The sequence below is a fragment of the Streptomyces sp. NPDC127197 genome (genome assembly GCF_042672405.1).
GTDB lineage: Bacteria > Actinomycetota > Actinomycetes > Streptomycetales > Streptomycetaceae > Streptomyces > Streptomyces flavusporus.
Window position 1 is genome coordinate 25,059 of record NZ_JBHXVG010000031.1, and the last position, 18,742, is coordinate 43,800.

Genomic DNA, 18,742 nt, shown 5'->3' on the forward strand with positions numbered 1-18,742 from the left:
GGATACGCGTGCGTGCACAGGTCGTGCTGCACGCGGCGCGCGGACGCTCCAACGCGCGCATCGCCCGGGAGACGGGCCTGCGCCTGGATACCGTGCGCACTTGGCGGGACCGGTTCGCCGAGCATGGCCTGCCCAGGCTGGCCGACCGCGAGCGCTCAGGCCGCCCGCCGGTGTTCACCGCGTTGCAGGCCGTCCAGGTCAAGGCACTGGCCTGCCGACTGCCCGCCGAGACCGGCGCCCCGCTGTCGCACTGGTCGTACCCGGAGTTGGCCCGCGAGGCCGTCGAGCGAGGCATCGCCGAGACGGTGTCCGCGTCCACCGTGCGCCGCCGGCTGGCCCAGGACGCGCTCAAGCCCTGGCAGCACCGCTCCTGGATCTTCATCACCGACCCGGACTTCCGGGCCAAGGCCGCCCGCGTGCTGGACCTGTACGCCCGCACCTGGCAGGGCGTCCCGCTCGGCGAGGACGAGTACGTCATCAGCGCGGACGAGAAGATCTCCATCCAGGCCCGCTGCCGCTGCCACCCCACCCTGGCCCCCGGCCAGGCCCGCGCGATGCGCGTCAACCACACCCACGGCCGCGGGGGCGCCCTGGCCTACCTGGCCGCCTACGACGTCCACCGAGCCTGGGTGTTCGGCCGTACCGAGCCACGCACCGGCATCGACCCGTTCATGAACCTGGTCGCTCAGGTCATGAGCCAGGAGCCGTACGCCAGCGCCAAGCGGGTGTTCTGGATCGTGGACAACGGCTCCTCCCACCGGGGGCAGAAGGCAGCCGACCGCCTGGCCGCTGCGTTCCCGGACGCGGTGCTGGTCCACACCCCCGTCCACGCCTCCTGGCTGAACCAGGTGGAGGTCTACTTCTCCGTGGTCCAGCGCAAGGTCGTCTCGCCCAACGACTTCACCGATCTGACCCAGTCGGGGACCGGCTCCGATCCTTCGAAGACCGCTACAACGCCACGGCACAGCCATTCCAGTGGAAGTTCACCACCTCCAACCTGGACGATCTGCTGGCCGGACTCGACCTGCACACCGCCGATCACCTGGACGGATCCTCCGCGGAGCCGACAACTTGATCAACCCCCGAAGGACTTCCGGAGCCGACCACTAAGCAGCGGTTACCCGTCCAGATGCCAGGGGGCCTCGGAGAGGGCGACCTCAGGTTCCTGTTGATCGGCGACTTGGTGGGACAACAGTCGCAGCGCGTCGGCAGAGGTGCTGTCGTTGGGTGTATAGACCTCCAGCCGGTGGTCGGGGCTGTCGGGTTGGAGCCACACCTGGTAGTCGACGTCGACGTCTCCGACGGTTGGGTGTTGCAGGCGCATGGTGCCCACGGTGCAGTCCGCGACGTCGCCTTTGGCCCATAGCGTGGCGAAGTCGCCGCTGTGCATGGCGAGTTCGCCGATCAGTTCGGCCAACCGGGCGTCGGTGGGGTACCTCCCCGCGGTGAGGCGCAGGTAGGCGACATGGGTTCGGGCCAGTTCATCCCAGTTTCGGTGCAAGTCGCGGGTCAGGGAGTCGAGGAAGAACATCCGAGGGATGGACGGCCGTCGCGTTGGATGGTGGGGCGCGTCGAAGTCGACGTGTTCTGCGACGAGGGCATGTCCGGTGCGGTTCCAGGCCAGCACGTCGCCGCGGCGGCCGAGCACGACGGCAGGCGTGGTCTCACCAAGGGACGCCAGGAGCGCCAGTACTCGTGGGTGCGGCCTTTCAGGGCGGGGACGGAGCAGGCGTGATGTGGTGGGCTGACGGGCGAGGTTGTGCAGGTGGGCTGTCTCGGCCGGATCGAGCTGTAGCACGTTGGCGAGCGCGTCGAGGACCTGTTGGGAGGCTGTACCGGCCTGACCTTGTTCCAGCCGCGTGTAGTAGCCGACGCTCACGCCGGCGAGCTGGGCGAGCTCCTCACGGCGCAGGCCCGGTACTCGGCGGGTGATGCCGTAGGTGCGCAGCCCGACTTCGGCGGGCGTGACCCGGTCGCGGCGGCTCTTGAGATAGGCCCCGAGGCTCTCCAGCTCCATGACTCGAAGCGTAGGCGCGACGGTCCGTGTCTGGGTGTCCCTGGGAGGTGTACCCATGACGCGGGTCTGGTTGCCCAGTGAACGGCGCCGCACCGTCAAAGGCATGGATGAACAGCGTGTTTCTCACTCACCCGGTCTGCGGGAGTGGCTCGGTCTGCTGGTGGTACTCGGACCGGTACTGCTGGTCGCGATGGATGGTTCGGTCCTGTTCCTGGCCATGCCCAAGGTCGCCGAGGCGCTGTCGCCGACTGCCGATCAGGCGTTGTGGATCCTCGACGTCTATGGATTCGCCGTCGGGTCTTTGCTCATCGCGTTCGGCAACATCGGCGACCGGTACGGTCGGCTGAAGCTGCTGATGACCGGCGCGGCGGTGTTCGGCGTCGGCTCGGCGGGAGCGGCGTTCGCACCCGGGCCGGAACTGCTGATCGCCTTCCGGGCACTGATGGGCGTGGCCGGTGCCACGCTGCTGCCGTCGGCGCTGGCGGTACTCAGCGAACTGTTCACCGATCCACGCCGGCGAGCGCAGGCGATCGGGATCTTTGCAGCCACCTTCGCCGCCGGGTTCGCGATCGGCCCGGTCGTCGGCGGACAGCTGCTGAGCAGGTTCTGGTGGGGATCAGTCTTCCTGATCAATCTCCCCGTCGTCCTGCTGTTCTTGGTTCTTGCCCCGGTCCTGCTCCGTGAGGTACGCGCCACCCGAAGCGGTCGCATCGACGTCTTGAGCGTTCTGCTCTCCGCTGCGGGCATCCTGCTGACCGTCTACGCGATCAAGCACGCTGCCGTGGAGGGGCTGGCCGGGGCCCCGGTGGCCACGGGGAGCGTCGGCATCGTCACCCTGGGGTGGTTCACCCGGCGGCAATTTCGCCTCGAGTACCCGCTGATCGACTTCCGCCTCTTCCGCGACCGGGTGTTCACGATCGCGGCCATCACAGGGCTTCTGCCTCTGGCCGCATGGTCGGCAGTGGCCTACCTCGGCGGCATCTACCTCCAGTCCGTCCTCGGGCTGCCCGTCCTGGACGCGGCTCTCGTCGCGCTCCCCGGCGCCGCTGTGCTCACCCTCACCTGCATCGTCACACCGGCACTGGTCGCGCGTATCGGCACACGAGCAGCGCTCATCACCTGCCACTTCTTCATCGCCGCAGGTCTGCTCCTGCTGTTGCCCACCAGCGTCTCCGGCGGGATCGGTTGGTACATGGCGTCCACCGTCATCGCCGGCATCGGCTACGGCATCTCCTTCAGCGTTGTCGCCGACACCGCCGTCGCCGCAGTTCCCGCAGAACGTGCCGGGTCCGCAGCAGCGATCGCCGAGACCAGCAACGAGATCGGCAACGCTCTCGGCATCGCGCTCCTCGGCTCGCTAGCCGCCCTGATCTTCCGACTTCAGGGACCTGACCTCGCCGGCACCCTCAACGAGACACTCCAGATGCCCGGCCTCGCACCCGCGGTGATCGGCGACGCGAAAGCCGCCTTCGTCACCGGTCTGCACGCCTCTGCCATCGTCGCAGGGATCCTCCACGGCGCACTCGGTGCATTCGCCCTGCGCCGGACACCGACAACCTTCCTCAGCACGAGCGCCGTCGGCAAGGAGCCCCTGGCCCGGGACGCCGACGAAGAAAGCAGCGTTCGATGACCCATGCCAACTCCCCGCTCAGCATCGATGGCCGACGACGCCTCGTCGAGCGATGCCGGACTCGGCCGATCGCCCACGTTGCAGCTGAGATGGGTATCTCCCGATCTTGTGCATCGAAGTGGGTCAATCGCTACCGGCGGTACGGCGCGACCGGACTGCTCGACCGGCCTTCAACCCCACACCACCAGTCGGCATCGACGCCCGACATGGTGGTGAGCCGCATCGAGGAGCTGCGACGAACGTGACCAATCTGCCGCTGCGTCCGCCGTACACGCTCGCCAAGCACGTGGCCACACCTTCGATCTGCTCAGCGGCGGCAGGGGCGAGCTGGGCATCGGAGCCGGCGCGTTCTGGGACGCCATCGCCACCGCCGGCGGCCCGCGCCGCTCGGCACCGCAGGCGATGGCCGCGCTTGAGGAAGCCATCGCGCTCATCCGAGGCACCTGGGACGTCTCCCGGCGCACGGTGCACTTCGAGGGGGAGTACTACCAGGTCGGCGGACTGCGCACCGGGCCAGCACCCGCGCACGACGTCGAGTTCTGGGTGACGCCTACGGTCCGCGCATGCTTTCTCTGACCGGACGGGTCGCAGACGGCTGGCTGCCCAGCCAGTCCTTCAGGCCGCCGGAGACCCTCGCCGACGGCCAGGCGCGCATCGATGAGGCCGCGGCGGCCGCTGGCCGCGACCCGGCCGCGGTGCGCCGCCTGTACAACGTGACCCCCTCGGACGATCCCGCGTGGCCGGCCTGGCCGGCACAGCTGACCGTCGAGCACGGAATCAGCACGTTCATCCTCCCCAGCGACAATCCCGACATCATCCGCCGGTTCGGCGAGGAAGTCGCCCCCGCCGTACGAGAGCTGGTCCATGCCGAACGGTCCTTCCGCGCACGCGGCGGGCCCGGCGCAGGTTCCGGGCTCGGCCTGGTTCTGGTTCCAAGCCCGGCTCGCGGCCAGGGGCCGGGTCCGAGCCGGCCGGCACCGGAGCACCCCCGTCCGCCTCCTCCGCGTCCTCCGCTTCTTTCGTCGTCATCACGCAGGAGTCGCTGCCGGTGCCCTTGGCACTGGAGAACATCGTCCCGCTGTTCGCATGGCCCGACGACGAGCTGACCGAGGGACAGTTCCTGGCCGAGATCGTCGACCGCATCGGAGTGCTCCTGCTGGTCGACGTCGCCAGCCTCCACACCGCTCATGTCAATCTCGGCCAGGACCCGGACGAGGTGCTTGACCAACTGCCACTGGAACAGCTGGCCTACGTCCACGTCGCCGGTGGTGTCCTGCGGGACGGACTGTGGCACGACACCCACCGGCACCCGGTCACCGGCTCCGTACTGGACGTGCTCGCCGCACTCGCCGAACGCGCCGATGTGCCCGGGGCCATGCTCGAACGCGACGGCGACTACCCCGGACCGGCCGACCTGGCGGACGAGCTGGCCGCGATCCGCGCAACCGTGGAAGGCACGAGGTGACCGGCACACACAACCCCCAGGAAGAGGTCCGGGCCCGGCTGGCCACCGCCCAGGCCCGGCTCCTCGCCGCGCTCCTCATCGGTGCCCCTGCACCGGCCGGGTTCGACGCCGCGCGCCTGGCCGTCCAGACAGCCACGCTGGTCGCGAAGCGACGAGACGGCGTGCACCGCGTCCGGCCCGACCTGCACGAGGCGCTGGGACCACGGTTCCGCGCCCTGTTCGACGCCTACGCCACCGCCTACCCGAAGTCGGCCCATGGCGGCAGTCGCGCGGACGCGCAGGCGTTCGTCCAGCATTTGGCGGCACAGGGCCTGCTGCCCCAGCCGCAGGCCAGGCCCTCACGGCCACGGACCCTGCTCCACCGACTGGCGCACCGCCTGACATTCCGTCGATGACACGCGCGGGGAACAGCCGGCGTGCCTCGTCACGCACGCACCGCACCCGGCCCCTCCGAGGAAGACCTCTTCGGCATCGGATCGCGCTGTTGCGGCTGTGCTGGAACGAGGCACTCGCCAGCCCGGACATCCAGCGCTACGCCTGGAACGTTCTGTGAGGTACGCCGGGCTGTCTCCCGGAATGCTGACTGCCTGGGGCTGGAAACCGGCGCAGCCACGCTGACCAGGCAGCTGGACATGTGGCTGCCGTCGAAGACAGGCCATGTCCGTCAGGAGTACCCACTACCAAGCGGTGTCCGGTGGGGCGTAGGACGCATCGCACACACACGCACCGCACACGCTCTGCGCCGCCCGCTGGTGCCGACGCGTTTGCCGCGGCCGGCCGGGTGACCGTGGGCCCTCTTCCCCGCCTGGGCGCGGTGAGCCGGCCCGGTCCTCAGCCTGGAAGGTTTTTGTCCCATTATTGTGGCTTTTCTGCATAGGTCTTTGTGGAGGGGATGGATCTGGGACGTGGCGTTCGCGGAGTCGGCCGGGGATGAGCCCGGGCCCCCTGCTGAGCCGGCCTCGGAGTCCGGCCGGGGGTCCTTGGCGCCGCTGCTGGCGGTGTGCGCCGGGTACTTCATGGTGATCCTGGACGTGACAATCATCAACGTCGCCGTGCCAGTCGTGGGCCGGGAACTGTCTGCCTCGCTCACCGACATTCAGTGGATCACGGATGGGTACACCATGGTCTTCGCCGGGTTTCTGATGACTGGTGGCGCGCTGGGCGACCGGCTGGGTAACCGTCGGGTCTTCTGCTGGGGCGTGGTGGTGTTCACTGTGTCCTCGGCGGTGTGCGCGTCCGCGCCGAGCGCTCCATTCCTGGTGACGGCCCGGTTGGTGGAGGGACTTGGGGCGGCGCTGATCGTGCCCGGCTCCCTGGCCTTGCTTCAACAGGCCTACCCTGCGCCGGCCGCACGGTCGTGGGCCTTCGGGCTGTGGGGTTCGATGGCGGGCATCGCGGCCTCTGCCGGACCGCTGCTGGGTGGGCTGCTGGTCGACACGGCGGGCTGGCGGTGGGTTTTCCTCATCAATCTGCCCGTCGGCGTGGCCTGCCTGGTACTGACCCTGCACGACGTGACGCCCTCGCCGCGGCGCGCCGCCCGGGCTCTGGACTGGCCGGCGCAGTGTGCGGTCGTGGCAGCAGTGGCCCTGCTGACCGGCGCGCTGAATGAGGCCGGACGGCGCGGCTGGTCGGATCCCGCTGTTGTCGCCGGGATGGGCCTTGCCGCACTGGCTGCCGCAACGTTCGCGGTGCGCGAGCGGCTGGCCCGGTCTCCCGCCCTGCCACTGAGCCTGCTCCGCTCGCGTGCAATGAGCGGAGCAGCCGCCATCGGTCTACTGTTCAACTTCGGCTTCTACGGCATGGTCTTCACCGCCAGCCTTGAGTTCCAGCACCAGCGCGGCTTCAGCGCCCTGGCCACTGGGGCGGCACTGTTCCCCGCGGTGGCGATGACCATGTTCGCCTCCGTCCTGTCCGGGCGGCTGACCCGCCGCACCGGCGATCGTCCGCTGGTGGCCTCCGGCATGCTCCTGGCTGCGCTGGGGCTGGCCGGCTGGGCCGCGGCGGGCGCTGATCCCGTCTACTGGCTGCTGGTGGCTCCCATGATGGCCGCAGGGTTCGGCACTTCCTTCGCCCTCACCGGCTCGACCGCCACTGTGATGGGCGCGGCACCCCCGGCGTATTCAGGGGCCGCCTCCGCCCTGTTCAACACCACCCGCCAGATCGGCAGCGCCACCGGCGTAGCACTGGGGGGCAGCCTGCTCGCCACCGGCGCCGACTACAACGCCGGGCTGCGTATCAGCATGGCCATCGGAGCCCTCGCCTATCTGACCGCCGCAGTCCTTGCGTGGCTGTGCGTGCCGGAGAAGGCCGAAGAGGCGTAGGGCGTCGCGACTGAAACTGTCGGGGGTCGGCGTCTCTGCGCTGTGGTGGGACTGTGCGCTGCGGCTGAGCAGATGCAGTGTGCCGAGACCTCGCACTGGATCAACTCGGCTCCTTCTTCGAGCACTTGACCACTAGTGCCGCGACAGGCAACGTTCGCCCCGTCGCGACGCCCGGCACTCCCCCAGCCTCCGGCCGGGGGGACCCCCAGAGCACGCACCGGACGCCGTTCCTTGACGGGCAAACGTTGCCTGCCGCGGCACTAGGCCGTGAAGGCGTCCGCGTGCTCCGCAGCCCACTGGGCGAAGGTGCGGGCCGGGTGGCCGGTGACCTTCTCGACGGTGTCGACGACCGTACGGCCCACCTCCGGGGTGTTGCCGTACGCCTCGATCAGAAAGCCGATCACGTCTTCCGGATGGCCCGCCGCCCGCCACTGCGCGACGGCCTGCTCCTCGGTCAGCTCGACCAGGGCGATCTGTCGGCCGCGGGCGGCGGCGATCGTCGCTACCTTCTCGCCGACGGTCAGCAGCTCGGGGCCGGTGATCACGTACTCCTGGCCCCCATGGCCCTCCTCGGTGAGCGCGACGGCGGCGACGGCGCCGATGTCGCCCTCATGGACCATGGCGCTCAGCCGGGAGACGAACGGCTCGCGGACTTCCCCCGAGGCCACGATCTGGTCCGCCCACTCAAGGGCATTGGCCATGAACTCGACCGGCATGAGGACGGTCCAGTCCACACCGTCGTCGGCCCGCACGGCGTCCTCCAGCAGGGACGGCCCGCCGCCGTGCAGCACGGTGACCCGGCGCACGCCGGCCGCGCGGGCCAGCTGAAGGATCCGCGGGCCAGTCTGAAGGGGGGGGCGAAGTAGGCCCGCCGAAAGTGATCAGATGGAGGCCGGTGACGCCCTGAAGGGCCGGCACCAGGCTGTCGGGATCGGTCAGGTCACCCTGGACGACCTCGACGCCGGCCGGGAGGCCGGCCCTCGCCTTCCCGCCCGCCGAGCACACCGTGGAGCGCCTGGCCCTGCTGACCCTGGAAGAGGCGCACGACCTGCTCCAGCTGCTGCAGACGGTGGCGCAGCAGGACGGGCCGGTGTCACCGGAGGCGGATCGGCTGGCGCGCGAGATCGCTGCCCGCATCCCTTCGGAGAACTGACCCGCGCCCGGGCACTGTGCGCGCAGGCCATCGAGGCCGGCCTGGTCGTACGGGCTGCCTGCGTACGAGTCATTGAGTCGCCCAAACCTCCGGTCCGCCGCCACGCCACTCGATCAGCCCGGGCTGCCGCACCCACGCCTCGTCGACGTCCTCCGCCCGCGGGACGCAGGAACTCGACGACGTCCAGCAGCCCGTGCTCAATTCACGGTCCGTCGTCTGCCACCGCGTACACGAACTGATCGAGAGCACGCCTGCGGGTGGAGAGCACGACAAGTGGCGGCCGGGTCACAGGACCGCCGCTATTCCTCTCCCGCGGCCTGAGGAGTGCGGCTACCGTGGTGCCATGGCGAAGGAGATCCGCATCGAGGTCGACGACGAGACGTACGCGGAGTTGCAGCGTCTCGCCGCCGACGGCCACGAGGAACCAGATCAGTACGCGAGCCGACGGCTGACAGCGGACCTGGCGCGCACACGGTTTCTCGAGGGTAGTGCTCTTTTCCTCAGCACTCCCGGGATGCGCGAAGAGTTCGCCCGCCGGTTCGGCCCGCAGCCCGGACCCAGCGCGTCCGCGGCGTAGGGTGGGCTGCCCGTAGTGGACCTCACGGTAGATCTTCCGTGGCTCCTGGAGATCGCCCGCATCCAGCTGGGCGACCCTGACGTGACCGACTGGGGAGCGCTGGAGGCGGCCCGGTCGCGCCACGCCTTCCATGTCATGGATGAACCCGTATACGCCCAGCCTCATCACCGGGCCGCCGCTCTCTTCCACTCGCTCGCCCGGGTCCCCGCGCTGGAGCACAGCAACGAGCTCTTCGGCGTAACCGTCGCGGCCGGCTACCTGCACGCCAGCGGCCTCCCTGCACGGTTCAGCGCCAAGGAGGCCGCCGACCTCGCGGAGCAGGTGTCGGCCGGGCACGTGGACGTGCGCGCCCTGGCCACTGCCCTGAAGGAGTGGACCGAGCGCGGCTAAGAGGTTGCGCGGACAGGCGGCTGGTCATGGTCGGCGTTGGGGCGTGTATCCCAGCGGTGGGTGGTCCATGCCCGTCGGATCGGGCTCCGTACGGTGATGATGGTGTCGGCGAGGTCGAAGAAGGCTTCGATGACGCTGGTCCGGTGTTCGTAGCAGCGGGCGAGTCGGTGGAAGGCGTTCTGCCAGGCGTGAGTGCGTTCGACATGCCACCGCTGGATGGCCTGGACCGGTGCCTTGGTCCCCTTGTGCGCGATCTGGCCGCGCAGGCCCCGCTCGTCGAGCAGGGTGCGGGACTTGGTCGAGTCGTAGCCGGCATCGAGGTGGACGGTGATCTCGTCAGGCAGTGGCCCAAGTGCGTTCAAAAGGTCGAGGGTTGGGGCCAGGAGCGGCGAGTCGTGACAGTTGGCGCCGGCCAGGACACGGCCGAGCGGGATGCCGTAGGCGTCGGTCATGCCCGAGCGCTTCATGCCCTGCTTTGCCCCGGTCGACCGGTGAGCGTCCGGCCGCCTGGCCGCCGCCGGGGGCCTTGGTGATGGCGCCGTCCACGGCGATCTGGTCAAGGACGAGGCCGACGATGCGGTCGTAGGCGTCGAGCGCGATCTCCTTCAGACGGGCGAACAGGCCCAGGCGGATCCATTGGTCGCGGCGGTTGCGGATGGTCGTGGCCGAGCAGGTGGAATCCGCGATCGCCTCGTAGGAGCACCCGAACCGGAGGACCTGCAGCAGCTTGTCGAAGACGATCCGGTCGCCGATCCGGCGCCGGTGGCAGCCCAGCGGATGGGCCGGATCGAGCTGCGGCCGCCGCGGCAGCAGGGCGGCGAATTGGTCCCCTAGCGGTTCCGTCAGCCATGATGGCAGCGCAGGCACAGGTCTCCCCGATGATCACAGAGCGTCGCAACTCCATGATCACGGGCCTGTGCCTGCCTCCCCTGACGCTGCACCCCATCACTACACGTCGCGGACCGCGAACAGTTCGACCGCTGCCCCCGACGATTCCAGCAGTGGTGCAGCGGCAGAACGCCGGGGGTCCGCCCGGTAGGCAGCGAGATCCTCGCTGTTGGGAAAGGTTATGAGATGGGCCTCGACCTGATCGTCCAGAGTGCGCAGTCGCCGCTCAAGATGTCCTCCATACTCGGCAAGGAGTGGCACAACGGCGCTTTCATAAGCGTCGAAGGCGCCCAAGCCTCCTTCAGGCAGCCGCGCGAGCATCAAGTATGTGACGGCCATGGCTCCCTCACAGCAGTCTGAAGACGAAGACAGTGATCTTCTGAGCCTAGCTGGACCGCGCGCCCTCAACGCCACCCTGGCGATCGCCTATCTGCGCGACCTCTAAGGCGGTTGGCGATCAGGAGGTCCATGCGGCTGTTGCGAAACGAATGGGACCTTCGTGATCGCATCCAAGGTCCACTGGAGGCTGTGGTGAGGTTTCCACTGCCGGATGGGCGCGCTCGCATCGTTGAGCTGGAGCGCATCGGCGACGGATCCGGGAGTGACGGTGACACGCCGGCGAGGTTGCGCTTCAGCTTGGCTTAGCACTTGATGTGGACATGGTGCATGATCACGCGTGCGCCCCGGGTGCAAGAGCGTTGTCGTGAGCCCAGGTGTCGATGGCGGCGAGGGTACGGGGCATGAAGGTGCCGACGGTCATTATGTGGTCGGAGCCGACGAGCTCGACGTAGGTGCCCCGTGACCCGTCCTTCTTGGCTGTGACCCTGCCGATCCGCGGCACCGTGCACTTGTCCTCGGAGCCTGTGACGACGAGGACGGGAGCGTCGACGGCGTCGAAGTCGACTCGAGCGTTCTGCCGGGGGTCGAGACACCACAGCGACATCTGCCGGTATCCTGTGGACCCTGCCGGTGACGACCGCCGAGATCGAGTTCCGCCTACGCCACGGCCACGAGGCGTTGGAGCAACGCTTCGACGAAGCAGAGGTCATTCCGACCGATCCGTTCAGAGCCTCTGTCGTCTGAGTTCGCGTCCGCACCACTCTGGTGGTCCCAGAAAAGACCGCCCTCCGGGACCATCTCAAGACGCCTGATCTTCACCAATCACCCGCAAAATGGGGCCAGTTGGAGTCGCCTTGGTGGAGCCGCAGAACGCCGCCCTAACCAATCCTGGCGAGTACGGGAACTGACGGAGTTCGCCTCTGGGATGTACGTACACGTACGGAGCGTCGAGCACTGACCTGGCCCGCCCGTACAGCACGTTCGGTGGCGTTCAGCCCGGATGGCCGCGCCCTGGCCTGCGTAAGCAGAGACGAGACCGTTCGCCTCTGGACAGCCCGATGAGGAGGATGTCTCTGTTTCCCGGGATCGATGTGCGAGTGGAGCGCGTCAGCGACTCCTCCGACCCTGATGGTGGAGGCGGTGTCCACCGCTCGTCCGGGCCGCTGCCCGGACTGCCGCAAGCGGGCGAAACGCGTGCACAGCAAGCATGTACCAACACACCCTGGACGAAGGCCCGTTGGTCTCTCGCCGCGTCAGAGTTACGCTCCGGGTACGTCGCTACTTCTGCGGCCGGCGAACCTGAGCCCGTCAGACGTTCGTCGAACAGATTGGCGGACCGGCGGAACGGCACCGCCGCTCCAGCGTCGGGCTGACGGGCCGGCTGCGGTCGATCGCGATCGAGTTGGGCGGCCGTCCGGCCGCGCGGCTGTGCCGGACCGCGCCCCCGCGGGTGCTGGGGTGGACGAGTTCGCCTTCCGCAGGGCTACGCCTACGGCACCGTCCTGGTCGACGCCGAGGCCGACCGGGTCGTGGACGTGCTGCCCGACCGCACCTCGGAGGCGTTCGCCATCTGGCTGGCTCGGCATCCAGGTGCCGAGATCGTTTGTCGTGACCGGGCCACCGCCTACACGAAGGCGGTCAAGGATGATGAGGACTCTTGAAACCAAAGAGCCCCATCACTGCGGACAGAGCCCTGAAAGCGGCCAGCAACGCTCCTCGCCTCGCTTCGTTGGCATCGGCGCAGCTCGCTCGTCCTGCGTGACGACGAGGTGGGGCCCCGCCACACCGCACCAGCCTCGACCTGGACGGGGCACGGCGGTGGTGCGTCTGCCCTGATGCGCCGCGGCCGGCGCGCGATTGCCGCGTCCTGGGTGGCGCCCGCAGCGGCCACCGGAGGCCGGGGTGGCGTGCCTGCCTGCTGCGTGTGCCGGAAATCCGGATGTGTGCGGCCGCGGCCGTCGCCTAGGGTGTCGGTCATGCGTGTCGTTTTCACCAAGGGGCCCGGTACGAGTTACGACATCGCGGTGCACCGCGAGACCGGTGCCGCGCTCGCCCCGCGCAACGGGCCCGGCGGGCATCCGTATCTCCCGCATGACTTGGTGCACTTCCTCGTCGAGGCGGAGGCCGGCATCAAGCTCGGGGTCTACGGGCGGCTGGCCGCCGGTGACAACGGCCTGTTCTGGCCCGCCGACCCCGCGGAGCGGGCCAAGGCCGCCCGGCGCCGCAGGTCGAAGCGGGTGAAGTCGTCTCCCCAGGCGAAGGCCGACATGGCCAGGTCGGAGGAGCTGGCGGGCATCGCCGTACCCGTGTGGGAGGTGCGGCATGGCCACGCGCGGGAGCTGCCGGCGTATGTGACGGCGGGGGAGATCACCCCGGTGGTCGACCGGATCGTGTCCCGGTTCGACGACTACGCCGACCGCTGGCACACGCTGCCGGTCGGAGGTTCGCTGACCCTGACGTGGTGACGCAGGCTCAGTCCGCCTGATCCAGCTGCCACTCAATGGATGGGGCGATCAACGCAGCAGGTTTGCGAAGCCTGGGAGAAGCTCGTGAGCGGGTCCCGGCGGTCCGCAAGATGGAGCACACCATCGAATTCCTGCCAGACCAAGACGGGCGGCCGGGCCTGAGAAATGGCACCGCCGCGAGATCGTCGGCGCCATCCGCTACCTGGTCGACAACGGCGTCGAATGGCGGGCACTGCCCGCCGATTACCCGCCCTGGCAGACCGTCTCCACTACCGCCTCGCTCGCTGGCACAGGGCCGGAGTCGTCGCGTTCCTGCACGACCAGGTCCGCCGCCAGATCCACACTGGCCAGGGCGATGCCCCTGGCCAGTCACCTTGATCGTCGACTCGCAATCCGTCAAAGGAGCCGAGACCGTTTCCAAGGCCACCCGCGGCTTCGACGCGGGAAAGAAGATCAACGGATGCAAGAGACACATCGCCGTCGACACTCTCGGACTCCCGCTGATGATCACGGTGACACTCGCCGACACCACCGCCGGGACGCCGCCCGTGAACTCTCTGGCGACTTCGCGTCATGCAGCCCCAGATCACCCAGGTCTGGGCCGACTCCGCCCACGCCGGCCAGCTCACCAACTGGTCCAGCGGCTTCCTCAACATGACCTTGAAGGCCGTCTCCCGCCCTCACGGAGCACACGGGTTCGTCGTCCTGGCCCGACGCTGGAGAGTCGAACGAACCCTGGGCTGGATCATGAAGTCCCGGCGCAACGTCCGAGACTACGAGCGACTCCCACAGCACTCAGAAGCCCACCTGACCTGGGCCCTGATGACCCGCAGGCTCACCCGGAAAGGGTCCCGGCCCAACTGGTCGAAGAAATCTGAGTGTTCCTGCCGGGAGGGCGGCAACGAGAACCGGGTGTTCCGCCGGAATCGGTCCGCTGCTGCTGACCAGATGACCTCGCCATCAGGCATGCCGCACGTCTCTGCCCAGCCGTGGGCCTCGTCATCCCTCTCCTATGTCTGCTCACCGAGAGGCTTGAGCGAGTATCTCCCGTTCAGCGGCACGATCAGCGGCAGGCAGGCCGAGGAACAGCGCTGCCGCCTGTCGCAGATCGAAGTGCGATCAGGATCACCTTGTTGCAGTGCGTGCGTGCTGAAGACGGTAGAGAGGTGGTTGTCGTTGAGCGAGAGGACGAGAAGACGTGGATGTGTATGAAGCCGTGGACAGTCGCCGGGCTGTGCGGGCGTTCAGCGATGAGCCGGTATCCAAAGAGATACTCGAACGAGTGCTGGCTGCAGCGACGCGGGCTCCGTCGAGTGGGAACCTCCAGCCATGGCATGTGTATGTCGTGACCGGCGAGCCCTTGGCCGAACTGAAGAGGCGCGCGACGGCCAGGGCACTGGCGGGAGACCCGGGTGATGAGCGGGAGTATCCGATGTACCCGGCCGAACTGACCTCGCCGTACTTGGACCGCTTTTCCATCGCGGCCGCCCAGCGGTACAAAGCGCTGGGAATCGAGCGCGACGACCCCGACAGGCCCATGAAGATCGCCGCCTTGAACTCGGAGGCGTTCGGGGCACCGGTCGTACTCTTCTGCTACCTCGACCGGACGATGGGGCCCGGACAGTGGGGAGACGCGGGGATCTACTTGCAGACGGTCATGCTGTTGCTGAGGGCGGAAGGGTTGCACAGTTGCCCCCAGGTGATGTGGACGATGTATCGCAAGACTGTCAGCCAGATAGTCGGAGCCGATGACGGGCTCGTGCTGTTCTGCGGTGTCGCGGTGGGATTCGAGAAGGAAGGCGTGCCACGGCTGCGTACCGGGCGGGCGGACATGACAGAAACAGTGAGCTTCATCGGAGTGTGACCGCCAGTACTCCAGTGTGGTTTCGTGATCCATCCGGTGGGTTCGTCGGCGGACCGTCGTTAGTAGTGGCAGCGTCGGGCGGTTCCTGGTGGCGTCTGCGCCAGGCGGACCAGCGCAGCAGTCTGGCCGCGGTCATGGCTGGTGGGGTGAGGGCGGCGGCGAGCAGGCGGCGGATCTCCGGGACTGCCAACGCGATCGGATCGTGGCTGCGGGCGGTCCGGTGCGGATCGGCGCGCCTCGTCGCGGCCGATGGGGCGGCGACGGCGGCCAGGAAGGCAAGGGCGAGCATGGCCGGCGTGATGTGCCGGTGCCATGAGGTCCAGTTGCGGACCTGGTAGTGGGCGAGGCCGACCTGGCTTTTGGCGGCCTGGAAGCATTCCTCGACGCTCCAGCGGACACCGGCGACGCGGACCAGTTCGGACAATGTCACCTTGCTGGGTGACCAGCACAGGTAGAAGGCGAGTTCACGGGTGGTCCGGTGCGGCGGATGAGCAGGTGGCGGTGGCTGTCGGTGCCGATGTGGGTCCAGGCCCATTCGTAGGAGCGCGGGCCCTTCGCGACGCTTCCGGCGTTGTGCCGTTGCCAGGCCGTGGCGGGCAGACGGTTGGCGACGGTGTCTGCGCGAGCGGGGGTGCGGCCGTGGTGGATCCGGACCCTGGTGGAGCAGGCGACGGCCATCACGTAGCCGATGCCGCGTGTTTCCAGGGCGGCGCGGAGTTGCGGGTCCTGGCCGTAGGCTTCGTCGCCGGTCACCCATGAAGCGGTGACCCCGACGTCCAGTGCGGCGGCGATCATCTCCTCGGCCAGGCGGGGCTTGGTCGCGAAGTGCACCTCGTCGGGTATCCCGGCCGCGCGGCGGCGCTCGGCATCGGTGCACCAGGAGTGCTCGGGCAGATACAGCCAGCGGTCGATCAGGGCCCGTCCCTGGGTGGTGGCCAGGGTGAGAAACACTCCCACCTGGGAGTTCTCGATGCGACCTGCGGTGCCGGTGTACTGGCGCTGCACCCCTGCCGAGGCCCGGCCCTTCTTCACGAAGCCGGTCTCGTCCACGATCAGAACCGCGCCCTCGGTACCCAGGTGTTCCACGGCGTAGGCGCGTAGGTCGTCGCGGACGGCGTCGGCGTCCCAGCGGGTGTGACGCAGCAGGCGCTGCATCGGCCCGGGCCGGGCGTAATCGGCCTGTTCGGTCAGCTGCCGGCAGTTTTTCGCTCGACACCCGACAGCAGCCCGAGCAGATGGGCGCGGGCGGTGGCCCGGGGCTCAACTCGCCCGAATCGTCCTGCGATCCGGGCCATGACGTGGTCGGACATCGCCCGCCGGCGGGCAGGGTCTACGCTATGGCCTGCGGCCACCGCACGATCTTCAGGAGTCCACACAACCCCCGATGATCATGCGGTGGCCATACCCGTTCCCAGCTGGGCCCACCGCAAGATCGCGAAACCGGACTGGAGTATTAGGCGCTGACCTTGTCCTCCAGATGCTGCAGCACCCATCCCGGTGCCGATGCCAGGGACGTGAGCATCTCCAGCGCGGCGCACGTGTTGCCAAGGGCACGGTGCTGGCCGCCCAGCGGCAGGAAGTCGCGCATGCCCTCCCAGTCGGAGCGCTTGCGCATGATGCACCCCCACCGATCCCTCTCTCGTAGGTGCTGCGGATCCGCCTCCACCCGAAGGCAGTCGCTCATGATGACCGTCTTGTCGTACTCCGCGTTGTAGGTGAGGATCTTCCGCCCGGCGGTGACGCGCAGCACCTCCGGCAGCACCTGGTCCCAGGTTGGTGCGTCCGCGACCATCGCGTCAGTGATCTTGTGAAGGTCGAAACTGTCCTCGGTCACCGGGATTTGCGGGTTGACCAGGTTCTCCAGGAGGACCTCGCCGGTGGCCGCGTCGACCACGGCGATCTCCATGACCCGGCCCCACGGGGCGTGTGTCTCGGTGTCCAGCACGCAGGCCACGCCTGGTTGCAACATCTGCCGCGCCCAGTGGATGGCCCTGCCCTGTTCGCTCAGCAGCTGGATGCCGTCCGCGAAGCGGGAGGCGACCGGGTTGCCGGCGAGCAGCGCGGCGACGTCGTCCCGCGACGGGGTGCCGTCCAGGCCCGGCTCCCAGTCGATCAGCCAGCGGTTGTCGAGGTTCGCGAAGCGCGTCCAGACCGGCAGGTCGAAGGTCTCGCGTAGCTCGTCGACGAAGGCGCGGACGATGGTGGCCGCTGCGGTGCCAGCTGGGCGAAGGCCCGCAGCGGAGAGGGTCGGCCGGGCTTGGTCGCCCGGACCGCCTCCCAATCCACCCCGGGAATGTCCTTGAGCGCGTCCAGGTCGCCAACCCGGTACATCGGCACCTCGACGACTTTCCGGTGGCCGCGGTCGCCCGACCACACCGTGCGCCGCACGTGGCTGACCGGCGCCCGCCATCCGGCCTCGATGCAGTACTCCAGGTCCCGGCGCCGGATATCCAGGTGCTGCGCCGCCCGCTCCGGGCCGAGCATCCGCGCACAGGATGTCCGCCCCCAGGTCCTCGTTGCCGGCGAGCCGCTCGACGTCCTCAAGCGCCCACCGTCCGAAGCGGCCGGGCGCGATGCCTTGCTTCTGGGCAGCCTTCTCGAACTCGGCGACCTCCCAGCCGCACCGGCCAGCCGCCTCGTCCGTACGGGCCGAGGCCTGAAGCCACGCGACCCGCTCGGTCACGATCTGCTCCAGCGCCGCGCACATCTCCGAGGTGAGCTGCTCGATGTCACACGCCCAGACCTCGAGCAGCTCGCCGGCGAGATGCGGCGCCTGCGCCAGCAGTTGCGCCCCGTGGCGCGCGCCGTAGTCGGGGTGCGTGCCGAGCACCTCGATGATCTGGTCGCGGCGTGCCTTGACATCGTCGGCCTGCTCGTTCGACCACCGGCCCGAGTTCAGGGTCGGAGCCGGGATGAGTCCCGTGAGCTGCCCCCGTTCGACCTGCCACCGGGCCAGGCCCGCGTGATCGGCCAGCTGGACCGGGCCGAATCCCTTGCGCCCCATCGCTAGTCCCTTCTCCTGGTCACTCCGCCATCGCAGAACAGAACGTGACAGAACATCTGAAAACTTGTCAAGAAGTTTTGAACATAGGCGAATTGGGGCAATGCGCTTATGACTGCACACGCGTACGCGAGGGAAAATCACCCGGCCGGAGCCGCCTCCCGGCCCGGCGACGACTCCCCTGCCGATGGGCGGGGCTCCGTCGTCGTACGAGGGAGGGCGGCGGGTGTCCCGCATGCGGGTGACACTCACCCGCCACGCTCGTGACCCGGGGCCTCACGCGCTCTGGGCACGGCTGTGCCGGTTGACCTCCGCCGCCCACGCCCATGCCCACGGTGACGGCCCGCCCCTTCTGGCCTGGGGCGACCTGCGCCGGCGCGCGGGGGAGGGGCTGACCGTTGCGCGGACCCGCCTCCGAGCCGGTCCGCGCCCTGGCTGCCGGCCGACCCGACCTCGCGGAACACCTGCTGGCCCCCCTGGGGCAGCTGCCCGGCATCCAGCTACGCCTGGAAGCCTGCTTCCACTACCTCACCGGCACCGCCTCGCCGACGTCCTGGACACCGCCCGCCTGCTGCGCCCCATCGACCGACGCCACCTCGACTCCGGCGAGCGCTGGCTGAAGGACGCGGCCG

Annotated in this window: 20 protein-coding genes and 4 pseudogenes; 16 read left to right on the forward strand and 8 right to left on the reverse strand. The window is 68.9% G+C overall.

Going from position 1 to position 18,742, the window contains the following annotated elements:
• Positions 1 to 8: 8 nt before the first annotated feature.
• Entirely contained in the window at positions 9 to 1,172 is a 1,164-nt protein-coding gene (locus ACFVJQ_RS34465; protein ID WP_385789569.1) for an IS630 family transposase, read from the forward strand.
• Here ACFVJQ_RS34465 and ACFVJQ_RS34470 read toward each other — a convergent pair.
• Positions 1,118 to 2,017 (reverse strand): helix-turn-helix transcriptional regulator, encoded by a 900-nt coding sequence (locus ACFVJQ_RS34470; protein ID WP_385512271.1) that lies wholly within the window; start codon positions 2,015 to 2,017, stop codon positions 1,118 to 1,120. The genes ACFVJQ_RS34465 and ACFVJQ_RS34470 overlap by 55 nt on opposite strands.
• A 103-nt stretch (positions 2,018 to 2,120) precedes the next feature.
• On the opposite strand from ACFVJQ_RS34470, the gene ACFVJQ_RS34475 reads away from it, so the two are divergent.
• The 7 genes and pseudogenes from ACFVJQ_RS34475 (at position 2,121) to ACFVJQ_RS34505 (ending at position 7,433) form a co-directional block, all read left to right on the forward strand.
• A complete protein-coding gene (locus tag ACFVJQ_RS34475; RefSeq protein ID WP_385789571.1) occupies positions 2,121 to 3,647 on the forward strand; it encodes an MFS transporter in 1,527 nt (508 codons plus the stop codon).
• Positions 3,644 to 3,886: pseudogene (locus ACFVJQ_RS34480) on the forward strand (helix-turn-helix domain-containing protein); the annotation flags it as partial. The gene ACFVJQ_RS34475 and the pseudogene ACFVJQ_RS34480, both read left to right, overlap by 4 nt.
• A 64-nt stretch (positions 3,887 to 3,950) precedes the next feature.
• The gene (locus ACFVJQ_RS34485; protein ID WP_385789649.1) at positions 3,951 to 4,223 is read left to right on the forward strand and encodes an LLM class flavin-dependent oxidoreductase; all 273 of its coding nucleotides are present in this window, start codon (positions 3,951 to 3,953) and stop codon (positions 4,221 to 4,223) included.
• Positions 4,211 to 4,753 (forward strand): LLM class flavin-dependent oxidoreductase, encoded by a 543-nt coding sequence (locus tag ACFVJQ_RS34490; protein ID WP_385789573.1) that lies wholly within the window; start codon positions 4,211 to 4,213, stop codon positions 4,751 to 4,753. The genes ACFVJQ_RS34485 and ACFVJQ_RS34490 overlap by 13 nt, the downstream gene beginning before the upstream one ends.
• Positions 4,675 to 5,112 carry a DUF692 family multinuclear iron-containing protein gene (locus tag ACFVJQ_RS34495; RefSeq protein ID WP_385789651.1) on the forward strand — a complete coding sequence of 146 codons (438 nt, stop codon included), beginning with the start codon at positions 4,675 to 4,677 and terminating at the stop codon, positions 5,110 to 5,112. Before ACFVJQ_RS34490 ends, ACFVJQ_RS34495 begins: the two co-directional genes overlap by 79 nt.
• Positions 5,109 to 5,507 carry a hypothetical protein gene (locus tag ACFVJQ_RS34500; protein WP_385789575.1) on the forward strand — a complete coding sequence of 133 codons (399 nt, stop codon included), beginning with the start codon at positions 5,109 to 5,111 and terminating at the stop codon, positions 5,505 to 5,507. Before ACFVJQ_RS34495 ends, ACFVJQ_RS34500 begins: the two co-directional genes overlap by 4 nt.
• 510 nt (positions 5,508 to 6,017) lie before the next feature.
• On the forward strand, positions 6,018 to 7,433 hold the full coding sequence (locus ACFVJQ_RS34505) for an MFS transporter (RefSeq protein WP_385789577.1): 1,416 nt from the start codon (positions 6,018 to 6,020) through the stop codon (positions 7,431 to 7,433).
• Between the two features lie 260 nt (positions 7,434 to 7,693).
• On the opposite strand, the pseudogene ACFVJQ_RS34510 reads toward ACFVJQ_RS34505, so the two are convergent.
• Positions 7,694 to 8,417: pseudogene (locus ACFVJQ_RS34510) on the reverse strand (hydroxylase); the annotation flags it as partial.
• Between the two features lie 22 nt (positions 8,418 to 8,439).
• Here ACFVJQ_RS34510 and ACFVJQ_RS34515 point away from each other — a divergent pair.
• The 3 genes from ACFVJQ_RS34515 (at position 8,440) to ACFVJQ_RS34525 (ending at position 9,553) form a co-directional block, all read left to right on the forward strand.
• Complete coding sequence (locus ACFVJQ_RS34515) at positions 8,440 to 8,586, forward strand: DUF6417 family protein (RefSeq protein ID WP_385789579.1); 147 nt, start codon at positions 8,440 to 8,442, stop codon at positions 8,584 to 8,586.
• Between the two features lie 343 nt (positions 8,587 to 8,929).
• A complete protein-coding gene (locus ACFVJQ_RS34520; protein WP_385512282.1) occupies positions 8,930 to 9,163 on the forward strand; it encodes a hypothetical protein in 234 nt (77 codons plus the stop codon).
• Between the two features lie 15 nt (positions 9,164 to 9,178).
• Positions 9,179 to 9,553, forward strand: a complete 375-nt coding sequence (locus ACFVJQ_RS34525) for a fic family toxin-antitoxin system, toxin component (RefSeq protein WP_385512284.1) — start codon at positions 9,179 to 9,181, stop codon at positions 9,551 to 9,553.
• Here the strand turns inward: ACFVJQ_RS34525 and ACFVJQ_RS34530 are convergent.
• The 4 genes and pseudogenes from ACFVJQ_RS34530 to ACFVJQ_RS34545 all read right to left on the reverse strand — a co-directional run bounded on the left by ACFVJQ_RS34530 (position 9,550) and on the right by ACFVJQ_RS34545 (position 11,384).
• Positions 9,550 to 10,113, reverse strand: coding sequence for a transposase (locus ACFVJQ_RS34530; RefSeq protein WP_385789581.1), 564 nt, complete (start codon positions 10,111 to 10,113; stop codon positions 9,550 to 9,552). The genes ACFVJQ_RS34525 and ACFVJQ_RS34530 overlap by 4 nt on opposite strands.
• A 106-nt stretch (positions 10,114 to 10,219) precedes the next feature.
• A pseudogene (locus ACFVJQ_RS34535) lies at positions 10,220 to 10,420 on the reverse strand (IS5/IS1182 family transposase); the annotation flags it as partial.
• 81 nt (positions 10,421 to 10,501) lie between these two features.
• Entirely contained in the window at positions 10,502 to 10,780 is a 279-nt protein-coding gene (locus tag ACFVJQ_RS34540) for a hypothetical protein (protein WP_385512288.1), read from the reverse strand.
• A gap of 331 nt (positions 10,781 to 11,111) precedes the next feature.
• The gene (locus ACFVJQ_RS34545) at positions 11,112 to 11,384 is read right to left on the reverse strand and encodes a hypothetical protein (protein WP_385789583.1); all 273 of its coding nucleotides are present in this window, start codon (positions 11,382 to 11,384) and stop codon (positions 11,112 to 11,114) included.
• A gap of 380 nt (positions 11,385 to 11,764) precedes the next feature.
• On the opposite strand from ACFVJQ_RS34545, the gene ACFVJQ_RS34550 reads away from it, so the two are divergent.
• The 4 genes from ACFVJQ_RS34550 to ACFVJQ_RS34565 all read left to right on the forward strand — a co-directional run bounded on the left by ACFVJQ_RS34550 (position 11,765) and on the right by ACFVJQ_RS34565 (position 15,109).
• Complete coding sequence (locus ACFVJQ_RS34550; protein WP_385512370.1) at positions 11,765 to 11,842, forward strand: hypothetical protein; 78 nt, start codon at positions 11,765 to 11,767, stop codon at positions 11,840 to 11,842.
• Positions 11,843 to 12,756: 914 nt separating this feature from the next.
• Positions 12,757 to 13,245, forward strand: coding sequence for a hypothetical protein (locus ACFVJQ_RS34555; RefSeq protein WP_385789585.1), 489 nt, complete (start codon positions 12,757 to 12,759; stop codon positions 13,243 to 13,245).
• Positions 13,246 to 13,619: 374 nt separating this feature from the next.
• Positions 13,620 to 14,123, forward strand: a complete 504-nt coding sequence (locus ACFVJQ_RS34560) for a transposase (RefSeq protein WP_385512295.1) — start codon at positions 13,620 to 13,622, stop codon at positions 14,121 to 14,123.
• Positions 14,124 to 14,443: 320 nt separating this feature from the next.
• The gene (locus ACFVJQ_RS34565; RefSeq protein WP_385512296.1) at positions 14,444 to 15,109 is read left to right on the forward strand and encodes a nitroreductase; all 666 of its coding nucleotides are present in this window, start codon (positions 14,444 to 14,446) and stop codon (positions 15,107 to 15,109) included.
• Here ACFVJQ_RS34565 and ACFVJQ_RS34570 read toward each other — a convergent pair.
• A pseudogene (locus ACFVJQ_RS34570) lies at positions 15,096 to 16,404 on the reverse strand (IS701 family transposase). The gene ACFVJQ_RS34565 and the pseudogene ACFVJQ_RS34570 sit on opposite strands and share 14 nt — an antisense overlap.
• A 158-nt stretch (positions 16,405 to 16,562) precedes the next feature.
• Positions 16,563 to 18,113: a 3'-5' exonuclease gene (locus tag ACFVJQ_RS34575; protein WP_385789587.1), complete on the reverse strand. Its 1,551-nt coding sequence runs from the start codon at positions 18,111 to 18,113 to the stop codon at positions 16,563 to 16,565.
• Between the two features lie 395 nt (positions 18,114 to 18,508).
• On the opposite strand from ACFVJQ_RS34575, the gene ACFVJQ_RS34580 reads away from it, so the two are divergent.
• Positions 18,509 to 18,730: a hypothetical protein gene (locus ACFVJQ_RS34580; RefSeq protein ID WP_385512300.1), complete on the forward strand. Its 222-nt coding sequence runs from the start codon at positions 18,509 to 18,511 to the stop codon at positions 18,728 to 18,730.
• Positions 18,731 to 18,742: the final 12 nt, after the last annotated feature.

Coding starts and splice junctions, on each gene's coding strand:
- ACFVJQ_RS34470 (WP_385512271.1), bottom strand. CDS start 2,017: ATGGAGCTGGAGAGCCTCGGGGCCTATCTCAAGAGCCGCCGCGACCGG.
- ACFVJQ_RS34475 (WP_385789571.1), top strand. CDS start 2,121: ATGGATGAACAGCGTGTTTCTCACTCACCCGGTCTGCGGGAGTGGCTC.
- ACFVJQ_RS34490 (WP_385789573.1), top strand. CDS start 4,211: ATGCTTTCTCTGACCGGACGGGTCGCAGACGGCTGGCTGCCCAGCCAG.
- ACFVJQ_RS34520 (WP_385512282.1), top strand. CDS start 8,930: ATGGCGAAGGAGATCCGCATCGAGGTCGACGACGAGACGTACGCGGAG.
- ACFVJQ_RS34540 (WP_385512288.1), bottom strand. CDS start 10,780: ATGGCCGTCACATACTTGATGCTCGCGCGGCTGCCTGAAGGAGGCTTG.
- ACFVJQ_RS34545 (WP_385789583.1), bottom strand. CDS start 11,384: ATGTCGCTGTGGTGTCTCGACCCCCGGCAGAACGCTCGAGTCGACTTC.
- ACFVJQ_RS34555 (WP_385789585.1), top strand. CDS start 12,757: ATGCGTGTCGTTTTCACCAAGGGGCCCGGTACGAGTTACGACATCGCG.
- ACFVJQ_RS34575 (WP_385789587.1), bottom strand. CDS start 18,113: ATGGGGCGCAAGGGATTCGGCCCGGTCCAGCTGGCCGATCACGCGGGC.